This window comes from Leptotrichia hongkongensis, assembly GCF_041538065.1.
Taxonomy (GTDB): domain Bacteria; phylum Fusobacteriota; class Fusobacteriia; order Fusobacteriales; family Leptotrichiaceae; genus Leptotrichia; species Leptotrichia hongkongensis.
In genome coordinates this window covers 1-16,165 of the sequence record NZ_JBGORW010000010.1, presented here as the reverse complement: position 1 = coordinate 16,165, position 16,165 = coordinate 1, and the positions used below count along the sequence as shown (strand labels likewise).

Below are 16,165 nucleotides of genomic sequence, written 5' to 3'. Positions count from 1 at the left end.
AAATTAAATGTTAAGTAAAGAAGATGTTTTAAAAATAGCAGCACTTTCTAAATTGGAATTTTCAGAAAGTGAAATTGAGAAATTTAGGGTGGATTTGAATAAAATATTTGAGCATATGGAAGAGTTGAATGGGGTTGATACAACTGATGTAGAACCACTTTTTAATGTGTTGGACTTAAAAGATAAATTGAGAGAAGATAAAGTTAGGGATGCTGGAATTAAGAAGGAAATTTTAGAAAATTCGCCTAATAAGGATGAGGAATTTATAATTGTACCAAAAGTTGTTGGAGAAAATGCGGATAATTAGAAAAATTGGAAAGGTGGAAAAATGAATTTATACAAAAAAACGGCTAGCGAACTGGCTGAAATGATAAAGAATAAAGAGATTACTTCAGAAGAAGTTACAAGAAATTTTTTAGATAGAATAAAAGCAGTTGAAGATAAGGTTGGGGCTTTTTCTAATATTTTTGAGGAGAAAGCATTGGAACAGGCTCGAAAAATTGATGAAGAAAATAACGAAGAAGGAAGAAAAAATTATGAAAATACAGGACTTTTTGGAGTGCCTGTGGCGTTGAAGGATAATATTGTTTCAAAAGGGGATTTGACAACGGCGGCTTCGCAAATTTTGAAAAATTATGTGGGAGTTTATGATGCGACTGTTGTGAAAAAGTTAAAGGAAGCTGGAGCAGTACTTGTTGGGAAGGCTAATATGGATGAGTTTGCGATGGGATCTTCAAATGAAAATTCGTCAATAAAGCCAGCTTCTAACCCTTGGGATTTGGAAAGAGTGCCAGGAGGAAGCAGTGGAGGATCGGCTGCTGCGGTTGCGGCTAGTGAAATACCTGTTGCTTTGGGAACGGATACTGGTGGAAGTATTAGACAGCCTGCGAGCTTGACTGGAACTGTGGGAATAAAGCCAACTTATGGAAGAGTTTCGAGATACGGTCTTATGGCATTTGGTTCTTCGCTGGATCAGATTGGGGCTTTGGCAAAAAGTTCACAAGATTTGGCAAGAGTTATGCAGATAATTTCAGGATATGATGAAAATGATCCGACAACTGCGGATGTGGAAGTGCCAGATTATTTATCTTTGCTTGAAAATGATATAAAAGGATTGAAAATTGGGCTTCCAAAAGAATATTTTTCAGATGAACTGGATAAATCAATAAAGGAAGTTGTGGATAAAACTGTGGAAACATTGAAAAAACTTGGAGCAGAAGTGAAGGAAGTATCGTTGCCTTACACAAAATACGCAATTTCCACTTATTATATAATTTCATCGGCTGAGGCAGCTTCAAACTTGTCAAGATATGACGGAGTGAGATATGGAGTTAGAAAAAGTGATGAGAATATTGAGGAAATGTATGTAAAATCACGAACAGAAGGTTTTGGAGATGAAGTGAAGCGTAGAATTATGATTGGAAATTATGTGTTAAGTTCAGGATTTTATGATGCTTATTATAAAAAGGCCTCTCAAGTTAGAAGATTAATAAGAGATGATTTTTCACGAGTTCTTTCAGAAGTCGACTTGATTTTGACACCAGTTTCTCCGACAACAGCATTTAAAAAAGGTGAAAAAAATACAGATCCTGTTCAAATGTACCTAGCTGATATCTACACAGTTTCGGTAAATATGGCAGGATTGCCTGCAATATCAGTGCCAGGTGGCTTTGTAAATGGACTTCCTGTGGGAATACAGCTGATTGGAAATTATTTTAGGGAAGATTTATTGTTTAATGTGGCAAATAAATTTGAGAAGGAACGTGGAGAGATAGAATATCTAGAGTTATAAGAGAAATTAGGGGGAATTAATGTACAAATTAGATTTTGGGAATAGTATGGAAGAAATTGAAGATATAAAATTGAATAAAAAGTTAAAAGTTGCTACGGTTTTTAGTGGGATTGGAGCAATTGAGCATGCATTAAAGCGAATGGAAATTGAACATGAAATAGTATTTGCTTGTGATAATGGAGATGTCGATATTTTATCTAAAAAAATTAAAACTAATACTGTAGCAGAATTAAAAGAAGAAATTGAATTATTAGGAAAAGAAAATATAAATAAAGAAATTTCTGAAGAATATATAACATTAAAAAATGAAATAGAACTATTAATGGAAGAAAATTTAAACGAGAAAAAATTAAAAAAAATACTAAAAGAATACAATGACAAGCTATCAATGTTTTATGAAAAAATGAGAACTTTGTTTATTCAAAATCAAATTAAGAATCTTTCTTATGAAGAGAAAAAAAAATATATTGATAATCTTTATAAAAAAGAAATTGCTAGAAATAAAGTTAGACAAAGTTATTTTGCTAATTATAATATTAAAGAAGAGGATTTTCATTGGAATGTTTCTTTTTTAGATGGAAAGCAGTATAGAGGTAAAATTGATTTATTTGTTGGTGGTTCTCCTTGCCAAAGTTTTAGCTTGGTTGGGAAACAAAGAGGATTACAAGATACGAGAGGAACTTTGTTTTATGAATTTGCAAGACTTGTTGAAGAAATAAAACCAAAAGTTTTTATTTATGAAAATGTGAGAGCAGTTTTAGGGAATGATAGTGGAAGAACTTGGGAAATAATGAAACAAGTTTTTTCAGATTTAGGTTATGACTGGGATTATAAAATTTTAAATTCAAAAGATTATGGAATACCGCAAAATAGAGAGAGAGTTTTTGTAGTAGGATTTAGAAAAGATTTAAAGTTAAGAAAAAAATTTACATTCCCAGATCCTGTTAAGTTAGAAAAAACAATGCAAAATTTTTTAATTGAGAATGTTTCTGGAAAATATTATTTACGAGAAAAAGGTGCCAATTTTGTTTTATCGGAAAAAAATTTAATAAAAAGATTTACACAAATTGATGGAGATATTCAATTATGTCAGAAAAAAAATCAACAATTTAACTGGCATGGAGATTTTAAGTTTGTAGAAGATAATAAGATAAAAGAAGAAACAATGCAAGATTTAGAAAAATACTTTTTATCAGAAAAAATTGTGAAATATGTAATGTCAACAGGAACAAAGGGATTTTGTTCTAAACCTAAAACAGATTTAGAAGTAGCAAGACCTCTTTTAAAAACAATGCATAAAATGCATAGGGCAGGAGTAGATAATTACGTTACAACAGAAGGAAGATTAAGAAAATTAACGCCTAGAGAATGTTTAAGATTAATGGGATTTTGTGACAGTTTTAAAATTGTAGTTTCAGATACGTCAATGTATCAGCAAGCTGGAAATTCAATTGTAGTTGACGTTTTAATGGCAATAATGAAAAAAATAATAAATTCATATGATTTTGAAATGGAGGGTTGTAATGAGTAATTTTATAAATATATTAAGTAAAAAATATGAAATAGTTGACACATTAGAATATATAACGCTTGCGGATTCTTTTGTAAAAAATAAAATTGGAAAAGGTCATGGAGAAGCAAAATTGTATGTTGGTAATGAAAATGAAAAAACCTATAATTTTTTTGGGAATATACATAATTTAAATTGCTTTTTTTTAAAGAAAGATTTTAGAAATTTTATAAGAGATGCTGAAGAAGAATACTTAAATCCGCAACAGGATTATGTAAAGAAAGATGAAATGCCATCAAGATTGAATAAATTAAAAGAAAAATTAGAGAGTATTAGTAATAAAGAAATTCTAAATTTTTTGATTAATCGTGTTAATGTGGCACCTCCAAGAGTTTATATTAATTCAGAGTCAACTTTTTATGATTTTATGAGAGAAGTCGCACTACCAAATATTTCTTATTTATCAGTTTTAAAATTAAAAGATAAAAAAGAAAAAATATATTATTATTTTAAAATTTTTATTGATTATAGACCTGATATAGTTGGCTATAGAACTTCAGAAGAAACTAAACAAGAAAAACAAATAAGAGAATTATCTATAAGCGAGAAACAAAAGGAAAAATTAATAAATGCGAGAGTCGGACAAGGAGTATACAGAGAAAAATTATTGGAAGAATGCCCATTTTGTCCTTTTACATTAGTAAATGATGAAAGATTGTTGATTGCTTCTCATATAAAACCTTGGGTAAAATCAAATGATAAAGAAAAGATAGACCCTAAAAATGGTTTTATGTTCACTCCGACATATGATAAATTATTTGATAGAGGGTTTATTACTTTTGAAAGTGATAAAACTTTGAAAGTATCGCCTTGGTTATCTCCAATGAATCAAAAAAGACTGGGAATTTATAATGGAATGTTAATTGAAAAGTTAAGTTTAGATGATAAAAGGGAAAAGTATTTAAAATATCATAGAGAGAATATTTTTAAAGGTTAAAATAGTATTTAATAAATACAACAGGAAATTTTATTAAAGAAAGGGAAAAATTAAAAAATGAGTATGGAATATGAAACAGTCATCGGACTAGAAGTGCATTGTCAATTGAAAACGAATACGAAAGTATGGTGTTCTTGTGATGCGGATTATGATAATAAAGAGCCAAATACTGCGGTATGTCCTATTTGTACAGGGCAGCCTGGTGCTTTACCAAAATTGAATGAAAAAGTGCTGGATTATGCGATAAAGGCGGCGCTTGCACTTGGGTGTGAGATAAACAGGGAGAGTTATTTTGATAGAAAAAATTATTTTTATCCTGATTCGCCAAAAAATTATCAAATAACACAGTTTTTTAAGCCTTATGCTGAAAATGGGGTTTTGAAAATCACGACGAATAGTGGGAAGGAAGCAAGTGTTGGAATTGAAAGAATACAGATTGAGGAAGATACAGCGAAAAGTATTCATACGGCTTCTGAAACCTTGTTAAATTATAACAGGGCCTCTGTACCGTTAATCGAGATTATTTCAAAGCCTGAGATAAAAAATGCTGAGGAAGCATATGCTTATTTGAATACATTGAAGGATAGGCTGAAATATACGAAAGTTAGTGATGTAAGCATGGAACTTGGATCACTTAGATGCGATGCTAATGTTTCTGTTAGAAAAAAAGGCGAAACAAAACTTGGAACTAGAACGGAAACTAAGAACTTGAACTCGTTTAAGGCGGTTGTAAAGGCGATTGAATATGAAACAAACAGACAAATTGAAGTGCTTGAAAATGGCGGGCGTGTAGTTCAGGAAACAAGACTTTGGGATGAGGAAAATGCGGTAACAAAGCCGATGAGAAGCAAAGAGGAAGCGATGGACTACAGATATTTTCCAGAGCCTGACTTGCCAGCGATTATCATTACTGAATCAAGACTTTCAAATGTAAAGGATGAAATGCCTGAATTTGCAGATGAAAAGGCAAAAAGATTTATTAATGAGTATAAATTGAATGAAATGGAAGCAGCTACTCTTTCGTCAGAGCAGGAACTGGCTGAATATTATGAGGAAGTTGTAAAAGTTTCGGATGATTCAAGACTTGCGGCAAACTGGGTATTGACAGAAATTTTACGTGTGCTAAAAGAAAAAAATATTTCTATTGAGGAATTTTCTGTTGAGCCTGAAAATATTGGAAAATTAATTAAATTGATAAAAGCTAATACGATTAGTTCAAAAATTGCAAAAGATGTATTTGAAATATTGCTTTCAGAAAATAAAGATCCTGAAATTATCGTAAAGGAAAAAGGGCTTGTTCAAATTACAGACAACAGCGAAATTGAAAAGATTGTAGAGCAGGTGCTGGCTGAAAATCCTCAATCTGTGGAAGATTATAAGGCTGGAAAGAGTAACGCGCTAAAATATCTTATGGGACAGTCAATGAGACTTTCTAAAGGTAAGGCTAATCCGCAAATGATTAATGAAATGATTTTAGCAAGACTTGAAGGTTAATATTGGTTAAATTAGGAGAAAAATGAAAAAGGGTAATAAAAAAAGTAGTATTATTGACAGGGCAAAGTCAAATATAGAAAAGAATAGAAAAGATCAGGAAACTGAAAAATTTTTGAAGGTATTTTTGAGATATTTAAATACATTCAGAGGAAGATTTGGTTTATTGGTTTTGTTTACAACTATAGGATTTATTGCAATACTTGGGAAAGTTTACAGTATTCAAACAAAAGGTGGAAACAAATTAAGAGATGAAGGAGAAAAACAGTATTCATCAAAAAGCTTTACTAAAGCTAAAAGAGGGAAAATATCTACAAGTGATGGACAGGTTCTAGCTTATGACAATGAGCAGTTTATTATTAATCTTGATCCCAGCTTGATTGAAGAAAAAAATATTAATACAGTGCTAGAAATGTTGAAAACATATATTCCTAATCTGGAAACTGAAAAATATAAAAATGAGTATTTAAAACGTAAAACTGAACAGAAAAAATATCTAAAAATCGATTATATAATTCCTTATAATACAAAAATAGCTATTGAAGCTGAAATTGATAATGATATTAAAAACGTGAAAACTCTAAAAAAAGAGGGATATAAAAGAAGATATAAAGGTGTAACATTTGAAACAATGTTTACAAGAAGCTATGTTCAAAATAATGCTTTTCAGGAAACAGTAGGTTTTGTTAATAAAGAAAACAGAGGTATGTATGGAATTGAAAAGTATTACGATAAAGAGCTTTCAGGTAAAACAGGTATTACGACGGGTCTTAGAAAAGTTCCAAAGGCATTGCAGGAAATTATGAAATTTGGAAAAATGAAGAAATCAGAAGACAGGAAAGAAGAAGAAGGTAATAATCTTGTCCTTACTATTGACAGTTTTATGCAGGATACCCTTAATAGCGAACTGGAACAGGCTTATGTAGACCATAAGGCAGAATCGGCAATGGGAATTTTGATAGAAGTGGAAACTGGTAAAGTGATTGCAATGTCTTCGTATCCTAAATCAGAGGATAAATCAAATATAAAAAATAGAACTATTACAGATTTTTTTGAACCAGGGTCTATATTTAAGCCTATAACAGTTGCAATGGGTCTTGAAACCAAAAAAATTGATGAAAATACGCAGCTTTATACAGGAGGTTCGATAAGAGTAGATGATAGAACACTTAGAGAACATGATAATAGTGTGAGTGGTAATTTAAGTCTAGCTGATGCGATTGCAAAATCTTCAAATGTAATAATGGTAAGAATAATGCTAATGTTGAACAATGATACTGTTCTTAATTATTTTTCAAATCTTGGATTAGGAACAAAAACAGGTATAGACACTTATTTTGAATCAACCAAAAAACTTGTTGAATCCAAAAAATTAAACAAGGTAGGAAGATCAACAATGGGTTATGGACAAGGGATTTCGATGACGCAGATTCAGATAATGATGGCATTAAATGCAGTTATTAATGATGGGAAGTTATTAAAACCTTATTTGGTGGATAAAGTGGAAGATAGTAAAGGAAATATTGTCAAACAGAACAAACCTGTTGTAATAAGAAAAGTGTTTAGTGATGAAGTTTCAAAATTAAGCCGAAGATATATGGAAGCGAGTGTAACTAGAGGAACTGGTAAAGATGCATATATTGCTGGTTATCGTATTGGTGGAAAAACAGGGACTGCCCAAAAAGCAGAAAAGGGAGGATATAAAAATTTACATGTCAGCTCGTTTTTTGCATTTTTTCCAGTAGACAAACCTAAATATGCTATATTAATAACAATTAATGAGCCTAAAGGGAACTTTATTTATGGTTCAGAAGTTGCTTTACCGACAGCAAGAAATGTGTTGCAAAAATTAATTAACCATAAAAGAATTCAACCAAATGGTCAAGTTAAGACGCTTGTTAAGAATACTGGATTTGTTGAGCAGGAAGTGAAAAAAGATTTAGGAAAAATTAAGAAGGATTTTGAGAAAAATATTATGCCTGATTTGACGGGAATTAGTCTTAGGGAATTTTTGTCAATTTATCCGCAAGGGAAATTTTCACAATATGAGATTACTGGAAGTGGAAAGATTGTTTCCCAATTTCCTGAAAAAGGGACTAAACTTGATAAACAGACGAAGATACAGATAATGCTGGAATAAAGATATCTTTTATAAAAATTAATTGAGGAAGAAATGTTAAGGGGTAAAAATGTATTATTATGAAATTTATGTGGAAAATAATCAGGGAATATATACGTATAAATCGGAAGAAAAGTATGAAATTGGACAATGGTGCATTGTCAATTTTATAAATAAGGATAAAATGGGGCTTATTGTAGCAATTGTTAATGAAAATCAGATTCAGTTTGATATTTCAAAAGTGAAAAAAATTAAGGATGCTGCCCCAGTTTTATCCATTCCATCCGATATTATGCAGCTTATAAGGTGGATAAAAAATTATTATATAAGTGATTATTATAGCGTAATAAAGGCAGTTTATCCAGGAGCATTGAAGTTAAATTATTCCAAAAAAGCCATTTTCCAAAAGGAATTTTCTGAAAATAATGAAACTTTGGAAGTGGAAAAAATTGAGGAAATAAAAAAATTTAATGAATATATGAAAAAACGTCATGAAGTTACCGTTGCAACTTTGAAAAAGAATTTTTCTAGCGAAATTGTGGAAAGAGCTGTAAATGAAAAGGTTATTTCCATTGAAAAGAAAGTTATTTTAAATTCTAAAATTTCAAAAAGAGAAAAGGGAAAAAGTGAAATTGTAGAAAAGGAAATTATTTTGAATGACGAGCAGCAAAAGGCTGTGGATACGATAAAAAATAGTGAAAATCAGATTTTTCTGTTAAAGGGGATAACTGGCTCGGGGAAGACGGAAATTTATATTAATTTGATAAAGGAAGCCTTGAAACAAGGGTTTGGCAGTATTTTTTTGGTACCTGAAATTTCACTTACAGTTCAGATGATACAAAGGCTTGAGGAGGAATTTCACAATGAAGTGGCTATTCTTCATAGTAAACTTACAGACAAGGAAAAGCGGGAAGAGTGGACTTTCATACGAAATGGCGAAAAAAAAATTGTGATTGGAGCAAGGTCGGCGGTTTTTGCACCTGTTCAGAACTTGAAATATATTATTGTGGATGAGGAGCATGAAAATACGTATAAACAGGAGAATAATCCACGGTATCACGTAAAAAATGTGGCGATAAAAAGGGCATTTTTGCAAAATGAGAATTTAAAAAAATATGAAAAACTTGAAAAAAATAGTGAATTAGAGAAAAATGATAATTTGGAAGAAGCTGAAATTGTAAAAAGTGAAAAGATAAAAGTGATTTTAGGTTCGGCAACTCCATCTTTTGAAACTTATTATCAGGCACAGCAGGGCGATATTGAATTAATTGAGCTGACAAAACGGTATAAGAATGCTAAACTTCCAAAATTTAAAATTGTGGATTTGAATGAAACGACAGAAAATTTTTCAGAAGAACTGCTAGATAGGATTTCTCAGACATTGCAAAAAAATGAGCAGGTTATCTTGATTTTGAATAGAAAAGCATTTTCAAACTTGCTGAAATGCAAGGAATGTGGAAATATTCCGACTTGTCCGAATTGCAGTATTTCTTTAAACTATTATAAATATGATAATCGCCTCAAGTGCCATTACTGTGGATATGAAAAACGTTTTGACAACACATGTGATGAATGTGGCGGACATAAAATGAGACAAATTGGGGCTGGGACGGAAAAAATTGAAGAGGAATTAGCGACGGCATTTCCATCTGCAAGAATTGTAAGAGTAGATTCGGAAAGTATAAAAACTAAGCAAAATTATGAAAAAGCCTACAACGACTTTAAAAATCACAAATACGACATAATGCTTGGAACACAGATTATCGCAAAGGGACTGCATTTTTCAAACGTAACATTAGTCGGAGTAATTAATGCTGATATAATCCTAAATTTTCCAGACTTTCGGGCTTCAGAAAAGACTTTTCAGTTACTGACACAGGCTTCAGGGCGTGCAGGGCGTGGAGAAAAGGATGGGGAAGTGATTATTCAGACTTTTAATGGCGAAAATGATGTAATAAAAAAAACAATTGAAAGTGATTATGAGGGATATTACAAAAACGAGATGATTATGCGAAAAATGTTAAATTATCCGCCTTTTGGACGAATCGTAATTTTGGTAATTTCAGCAACGGAAGAAAATTTGGTAATGGAAAAAGCCAAAATTTTGCGTGAAGAGATTATAAGAAATGTAAATGCAACTATGAATTTAACTCAAAATGATTTTATCTCAGATGCTTTCAAATCTCCAATTTACAAAATAAATGGAAGATACCGATATCAGATATTTTTTAAATTTGAAAGAGAAAATATCTTGAAAATAAAAAAAATTATAAAAAAATGTGTAGGTAAATTTCGGGAAAGGGAAAAGAAAGTTAGGGTTACAATTGATGTAGATCCTGTAAATATGATGTAATTTTTGTTTTTAAAAATATTTAATATACTTAAGAAGTGGAATTTTAGGATTTTGCTTCTTTTTTTGTTGTAGTTATAATTTAGTATTATAGTAAAACTTATTTAAAACCAAACTCAAAAGCTATGACTATTTTACTCAAACCATAAATTTATATAATTTTAGCAGTTTAATTTAAAATAGGTTTGAGTATAGTATAAAATATTTTTTGTGTATATACAAAAATAATTCTTTACAAATAAAATTTTTTATAGTATAATGTTTTTACATACAAATATAAGGGGTAAAAAAATAGAATATATAATAACATTCTTAGAAAGGAAATACAAAAATGGACTTTAATTTTATAATAGAAAATATTCCTAAATATTTAGAAGCAATGAAATTGACTGTGATTATAGGAATTTTTGGAATTGTATTTTCAATATTGATTGGAATAGTTTGTGCATTGGTGCTTTATTATAGAGTTCCAGCTGTTAGGCAGATTGTGGGAATTTATATTGAACTTTCGAGAAATACGCCACTTGTAATACAGTTATTCTTTCTGTATTTTGGGCTTCCAAAAATTGGAATTACGTTTAATTCGCATATTTGTGCGGTAATTGGATTATCTTTCCTTGGTGGAAGTTACATGTGTGAGGCATTTCGGAGCGGATTGGAGTCGGTTACGAAAGGGCAGAGGGAATCTGGGTTAAGTATTGGACTTACAGAATCACAGCTTATAACTAACGTGATACTGCCACAGGCATTTACGGTTTCATTTCCAGCGATAGCGGCAAATATAATATTTCTTTTGAAAGAAACTTCAGTAATAGGGATTTTGGCTTTAATGGAACTGATGTATCTGACACGGGATTTGATAGGGCTTTATTATAAAACGAATGAAAGTCTGTTTATGCTTGTTGCAGCATATTTGATTATTATTTTACCAGTTTCGTTTATTTTAACAGTAATTGAAAGGAGAATAAGATATGCAACTGTCGGGAATTGATGTTATTTTTAAAGGAGTCAATTTGCAAAGGCTTATGGGTGGACTTGTTGTAACAGGACAAATTGCTCTTGTTTCCATAGTATTTTCAATATTGCTTGGATTAATTCTAGGAATAGTTATGACTTCAAAAAATAAAATTATTTATGGAATATTGAAGTTTTATCTGGAAAGTATGAGAATCATTCCCTTGCTTGTGTGGCTGTTCATAATTTATTTTGGAGTTGCAAAAGGCTTTGATTTGCATATTGATTCAGAAACTACGACAATAATAGTATTTGTGATATGGGGAACGGCTGAAATGATGGATATTGTGAGAGGAGCTATTATTTCTCTTCCAAAAATTCAAGGAGAAAGTGCAAAGGCTTTGGGGCTTGATACAATTCAGGTTTATAGATATGTGCTGCTTCCGCAGGCAGTAAGAAGAATTGCACCTGCGGCGGTAAACCTTATAACAAGAATGATTAAGACAACTTCACTTGCGATTTTTATAGAAGTTGCAGAAGTTCTAAAAATAGGACGGCAAATTATAGAGTTTTCAAGCAGGAAAAATCCGATGGCACCATTCTGGGTGTATCTGTTCATATTTTTTCTATATTTCATAATTTGTTATCCGATTACATTATTATCAAAAAAAATGGAGAAAAAATGGGCTGTTTAAAAAATAAAGGAAACGGAGGTAAGCAAAATGGCAGATTCGGAAGTTTTATTGGAACTTTCTGATATAAAAAAAGAATACAAAAAAGGCATACCCGCACTAAAAGGAGTTTCACTTTCAGTAAATAAAAGCGAGGTTGTAGTAATATTAGGACCTTCTGGATGTGGGAAAAGTACACTTTTAAGATGTGTAAACGGACTTGAAGAAATTCAGTCTGGAGAAATAAAATTACAAGGAAATGTTATTAATAAAGACAAGACAAAATGGCATTTAATACGCCAGAGAATAGGAATGGTGTTTCAAAGTTACGAATTATTTGACCATATGACAGTTATGCAAAATCTTCTGTTAGGACCGCTTAAAGTACAGAAAAGGGATAAAAAGGAAGTTACAGAACAAGCAGAAAAATTGTTGGAAAGAGTAGGACTTCTGGATAAAAAGAACTCATATCCAAGAGAACTGTCAGGAGGACAAAAACAAAGAATAGCAATTATAAGATCACTATGTATGAATCCAGAAATAATGCTGTTTGATGAGGTTACAGCGGCACTTGATCCTGAAATGGTAAGGGAAGTGCTGGATGTAATGCTGGAACTGGCAAAGGAAGGAATGACAATGATAATCGTTACTCATGAAATGAAATTTGCTAAAGCAGTTGCAGATAGGATAGTATTTATGGATTCTGGAGAAATCGTTGAAACAAATTATCCGCTGGAATTTTTTAGAAATCCAAAAACTGAAAGAGCTAAGAAATTCTTAAATATATTTAATTTTGAAAAGAAAGATAAGGTGGAATCAGCTTTGTTGATATAAATAAAAAATTTAGTAAAACAATTTAGTGAATGCTAATTGTTGAAGGGAGAATGAAAGTATGAAAAAATTATTAGGATTTAGAAAATTGAATTTATTGGCACAGATATTGATTGGTGCGCTATTAGGGATTTTGATCGGACAGTTATTTCCGTCATTTGCTAAAGAGTTAAAAATACTGGGAGTGCTGTTTACAAGTTTAGTTCAGATGGTTATTGTGCCACTTGTATTCCCGCTGGTTGTTTTATCAATAGTTACAATGAAAAATACTAAAAAGTTTGGAAATCTTGCATTTAAGACATTTTTACACTTTTTCTCAATTACAACGTTAGTAATCACGCTTAGCCTTATTTTAGGGAAAGTAACAGGAATTGGTGCAAATATAAAAGCTGGAAGCATTTCCACAGAAGCTATTAAAGATGTTGCTTCTAACATTAATTTGAGCGATTTCTTAACATCAATTGTACCTAAAAATGTATTTACAGCATTTGCAGATGGAAATCTTCTACCGGTTATATTTTTTGCGGTATTTTTGGGAATTGCCTTAATTGCTGTTGGAGATGACAATAAACCTGTTATAACATTCTTTGAATCTTGGATAAAGGCTATGTATAAGATTGTAGATTATGCCATTGCATTTGCACCTGTGGGAGTGTTTGGGCTGATTGCAAGCAATGTGGCGAAAACTGGACTTGGAGATTTGTACTTGCTAGGACAGTTTGTACTGCTTCTTTATGTTGGATACTTGGCAGCTCTATTAGTTGTATTTCCGATTATTGCATACATATTCAAAGTTCCTTATTTAAAATTATTATCAAATATTAAGGATTTGGTACTAATAGCTTTTACAACAGGAGGTTCTGCAGTAGTTTTACCTACACTTCTTGAACGTAGTGAAGAAAATGGAATATCTGAATCAGTTTCAGCTTTTGCTACACCGCTTGGATATTCATTCAATCTTATTGGAGCCTGCATTTATATAAGTTTATCAGTAACATTTATAACAAACTTGTACTCAACTCCGCTTACATGGGGTCAATTAATACCGTTAATATTATTTTTGACAATAATTACAAAAGGAATTGCAGCAGTTCCATCTGGAGCATTGGTTGTACTGCTTGCAACTGCGACGCAGCTTAATTTACCTGCAGAAGGTATTGCCCTAATTGTATCAGTTGACTTTTTGGCAAATGCTGGACGTACAGCGGTAAATGTAGTTGGAAACACGCTTGTTCCTGCAATTATTGAAAAAACTGCAGAATACGAAGTTGTGGAAACAGAGGAAGTATATGCTGGACTTCGAGAAAATGCAGCTGTAGCTGAATAAACTTTAAAAATAAAAATAGAAAGGATGAAAATATGTCAAAAGTATATATAATTCATGAAAATATGGATTGGACAAGACATCTTACTGCAAGGCTGGATGAATTGTCAGTTCCTTATGAAGAACTAGATTTGTCAGAAGGAATATTAAATATAGGAAAAGATCCTGAAAAAGGCGTGTATTATAACAGAATGAGTGCTTCTTCACATACAAGAGGGCATAGATATGCGCCAGAATTAACGGAGCAAGTCTTAACATGGCTGGAAAACAAAGGAACAGAAGCAGTCCGTGTAATTAATGGGACATCTGCAATAAATCTTGAAGTGAGCAAGCTGAAACAATATATTTTACTCCAAAAGGCAGGGATAAATACTCCAAAAACATTGGGAGCTGTGGGAAAAGGGCAAATCTTAAATGCCGCAAAGGAACTTGGCACATATCCTTTTATCATAAAGCACAACAGAGCTGGAAAAGGGCTTGGAGTAAGGCTTATAAGAAGTTATGAAGAGCTTGACAATTATGTAAATGGAAATGATTTTGAAGATTCTGTCGATGGAATAAGCTTGATTCAGGAATATGTGAAGCCTGTGGATGGGCATATCATAAGAGCTGAATTTATAGGTGGAAAATATCTTTATGCCGTAAAAGTTGACTCAAGCGATGGATTTGAACTATGTCCAGCAGATTCGTGCCAGATAAATGATAAATTCTGTCCTGTAGGAGAAGAAGCGGCAGAAAAAACAAAATTTAGAATTATCGAAAGATTGCCAGAAAATCAAATTGAAAAATATGAAAAATTTTTGAAAGAAAACCACATAGATGTGGCGGCAATAGAGTTTATCATAAATGAAAACAACGAAGTTTTTGTTTATGACATAAATACAAATACCAACTACAATGCCGATGCTGAAAAAATAGCTGGGAAATATGCTATGTTGGAACTAGCAAAATATTTAAAAGATGAATTGGAAAAATTAGGATAAGAAATAACAAAAATATTAAATAAACTTGGAGGTAATTATGAAAAAGAATTTTGAAAGGTTTGTAAAAATTATTGCAATCTTAGTTTTAGGAGTATTTGCAATAAGCTGTGGAAAAGGTGGAAAGGGAAGTGCTGAACCAGGATCAATTGAGGCAATAAAAAAAGTAGGAAAAATAAGAATAGGAGTATTTGGAGATAAGCCGCCATTTGGATTTGTTGATGAAAATGGGAAAAATCAAGGTTATGATATTTATTTGGCAAAAAGACTTGCAAAAGATTTATTAGGTGACGAAAATAAAATAGAATTTATCACATTAGAAGCTGCAAACAGAGTGGAATATTTATTATCAAATAAAGTTGACATTATTCTAGCGAACTTTACAGTAACAGACGAAAGAAAACAAAAAGTTGATTTTGCAAAGCCTTATATGAAGGTATCACTAGGGATTGTTTCACCAGAAGGTGCTCCAATAAAAGATGTGAAGGAGCTGAAAGGTAAAAAATTGATAGTTAACAAAGGAACAACAGCAGAAATCTACTTTACTAAAAATCATCCAGATATAGAATTACTAAAATATGACCAAAACACAGAAACATTTAACGCATTATTAGATAAAAGGGGAGCTGCACTTGCACACGATAATACTCTAGTATTTGCATGGGCAACAGAAAATCCAGGATTTGTTGTGGATATTAAACAGCTAGGGGACCAGGACTACATTGCTCCAGCTGTAAGAAAAGGGAACAAGGAATTGTTAGATTGGCTAAATACTGAAATAGATGCTCTTACTAAGGAAGGGTTCTTTGAAAAAGCATATAAAGCAACTCTTGAGCCTGTTTACGGAAATAAAGTTGATCCAAAAACAGTGATTATCGAAAATAAATAGACAGATAAATCATAATTTATGAAAATAAAAAAGTGAACTGCTTCAGAATATTGAGGCAGTTTTATTTTTCTTTTTGCTGGATTGCAAATAATTATTTATTTGAATATAAAATATTAAGAATAGTTATAAAAAATCTCATTCTATTTTTATTTTTTATAATGTTGTGAGATAATACATATGTGACAAGCATATACAAAAAAGAAAGGTTTCTGATATAATGTAAATCTACCAAACCACATTAAGGAGAAACCTTTCAT

At 31.6% G+C, this 16,165-nt stretch carries 13 protein-coding genes; all 13 read left to right on the top strand.

Annotated elements, in window-relative coordinates:
- The first annotated feature begins 7 nt into the window (after positions 1-7).
- The 13 genes from gatC (at position 8) to ACEG17_RS08220 (ending at position 15,908) form a co-directional block, all read left to right on the top strand.
- Positions 8-307, top strand: coding sequence for an Asp-tRNA(Asn)/Glu-tRNA(Gln) amidotransferase subunit GatC (gene gatC / locus ACEG17_RS08280; protein WP_006805047.1), 300 nt, complete (start codon positions 8-10; stop codon positions 305-307).
- Positions 308-328: 21 nt separating this feature from the next.
- Positions 329-1,792: an Asp-tRNA(Asn)/Glu-tRNA(Gln) amidotransferase subunit GatA gene (gene gatA, locus ACEG17_RS08275; protein WP_372583337.1), complete on the top strand. Its 1,464-nt coding sequence runs from the start codon at positions 329-331 to the stop codon at positions 1,790-1,792.
- A gap of 19 nt (positions 1,793-1,811) precedes the next feature.
- Positions 1,812-3,323, top strand: a complete 1,512-nt coding sequence (locus ACEG17_RS08270; RefSeq protein ID WP_372583336.1) for a DNA cytosine methyltransferase — start codon at positions 1,812-1,814, stop codon at positions 3,321-3,323.
- Positions 3,316-4,299, top strand: coding sequence for an HNH endonuclease (locus ACEG17_RS08265; RefSeq protein WP_372583335.1), 984 nt, complete (start codon positions 3,316-3,318; stop codon positions 4,297-4,299). Before ACEG17_RS08270 ends, ACEG17_RS08265 begins: the two co-directional genes overlap by 8 nt.
- A 57-nt stretch (positions 4,300-4,356) precedes the next feature.
- Positions 4,357-5,793, top strand: a complete 1,437-nt coding sequence (gene gatB / locus ACEG17_RS08260) for an Asp-tRNA(Asn)/Glu-tRNA(Gln) amidotransferase subunit GatB (RefSeq protein ID WP_372583334.1) — start codon at positions 4,357-4,359, stop codon at positions 5,791-5,793.
- Positions 5,794-5,815: 22 nt separating this feature from the next.
- Positions 5,816-7,930 carry a penicillin-binding transpeptidase domain-containing protein gene (locus ACEG17_RS08255; protein WP_372583333.1) on the top strand — a complete coding sequence of 705 codons (2,115 nt, stop codon included), beginning with the start codon at positions 5,816-5,818 and terminating at the stop codon, positions 7,928-7,930.
- 49 nt (positions 7,931-7,979) lie between these two features.
- Positions 7,980-10,262: a replication restart helicase PriA gene (priA, locus tag ACEG17_RS08250; protein ID WP_372583332.1), complete on the top strand. Its 2,283-nt coding sequence runs from the start codon at positions 7,980-7,982 to the stop codon at positions 10,260-10,262.
- 328 nt (positions 10,263-10,590) lie between these two features.
- Positions 10,591-11,250, top strand: a complete 660-nt coding sequence (locus tag ACEG17_RS08245; RefSeq protein ID WP_314115103.1) for an amino acid ABC transporter permease — start codon at positions 10,591-10,593, stop codon at positions 11,248-11,250.
- Positions 11,231-11,908, top strand: coding sequence for an amino acid ABC transporter permease (locus ACEG17_RS08240; protein WP_372583331.1), 678 nt, complete (start codon positions 11,231-11,233; stop codon positions 11,906-11,908). Before ACEG17_RS08245 ends, ACEG17_RS08240 begins: the two co-directional genes overlap by 20 nt.
- 27 nt (positions 11,909-11,935) lie before the next feature.
- The gene (locus ACEG17_RS08235) at positions 11,936-12,718 is read left to right on the top strand and encodes an amino acid ABC transporter ATP-binding protein (protein WP_372583330.1); all 783 of its coding nucleotides are present in this window, start codon (positions 11,936-11,938) and stop codon (positions 12,716-12,718) included.
- 58 nt (positions 12,719-12,776) lie between these two features.
- Complete coding sequence (locus ACEG17_RS08230) at positions 12,777-14,042, top strand: dicarboxylate/amino acid:cation symporter (RefSeq protein WP_372583329.1); 1,266 nt, start codon at positions 12,777-12,779, stop codon at positions 14,040-14,042.
- 32 nt (positions 14,043-14,074) lie between these two features.
- Entirely contained in the window at positions 14,075-15,022 is a 948-nt protein-coding gene (locus ACEG17_RS08225; RefSeq protein ID WP_372583328.1) for an ATP-grasp domain-containing protein, read from the top strand.
- A 37-nt stretch (positions 15,023-15,059) separates the two neighbouring features.
- On the top strand, positions 15,060-15,908 hold the full coding sequence (locus ACEG17_RS08220; RefSeq protein WP_372583327.1) for a cysteine ABC transporter substrate-binding protein: 849 nt from the start codon (positions 15,060-15,062) through the stop codon (positions 15,906-15,908).
- The last annotated feature ends 257 nt before the right edge of the window (positions 15,909-16,165 follow it).

Bases quoted from the DNA above. Each gene is read 5' to 3' on its own strand.
- ACEG17_RS08255 (WP_372583333.1), top strand. From the start codon at position 5,816: ATGAAAAAGGGTAATAAAAAAAGTAGTATTATTGACAGGGCAAAGTCA.
- ACEG17_RS08235 (WP_372583330.1), top strand. From the start codon at position 11,936: ATGGCAGATTCGGAAGTTTTATTGGAACTTTCTGATATAAAAAAAGAA.
- gatA (WP_372583337.1), top strand. From the start codon at position 329: ATGAATTTATACAAAAAAACGGCTAGCGAACTGGCTGAAATGATAAAG.
- ACEG17_RS08225 (WP_372583328.1), top strand. From the start codon at position 14,075: ATGTCAAAAGTATATATAATTCATGAAAATATGGATTGGACAAGACAT.
- ACEG17_RS08265 (WP_372583335.1), top strand. From the start codon at position 3,316: ATGAGTAATTTTATAAATATATTAAGTAAAAAATATGAAATAGTTGAC.
- gatC (WP_006805047.1), top strand. From the start codon at position 8: ATGTTAAGTAAAGAAGATGTTTTAAAAATAGCAGCACTTTCTAAATTG.
- priA (WP_372583332.1), top strand. From the start codon at position 7,980: ATGTATTATTATGAAATTTATGTGGAAAATAATCAGGGAATATATACG.
- ACEG17_RS08245 (WP_314115103.1), top strand. From the start codon at position 10,591: ATGGACTTTAATTTTATAATAGAAAATATTCCTAAATATTTAGAAGCA.
- ACEG17_RS08240 (WP_372583331.1), top strand. From the start codon at position 11,231: ATGCAACTGTCGGGAATTGATGTTATTTTTAAAGGAGTCAATTTGCAA.
- gatB (WP_372583334.1), top strand. From the start codon at position 4,357: ATGAGTATGGAATATGAAACAGTCATCGGACTAGAAGTGCATTGTCAA.
- ACEG17_RS08220 (WP_372583327.1), top strand. From the start codon at position 15,060: ATGAAAAAGAATTTTGAAAGGTTTGTAAAAATTATTGCAATCTTAGTT.
- ACEG17_RS08270 (WP_372583336.1), top strand. From the start codon at position 1,812: ATGTACAAATTAGATTTTGGGAATAGTATGGAAGAAATTGAAGATATA.
- ACEG17_RS08230 (WP_372583329.1), top strand. From the start codon at position 12,777: ATGAAAAAATTATTAGGATTTAGAAAATTGAATTTATTGGCACAGATA.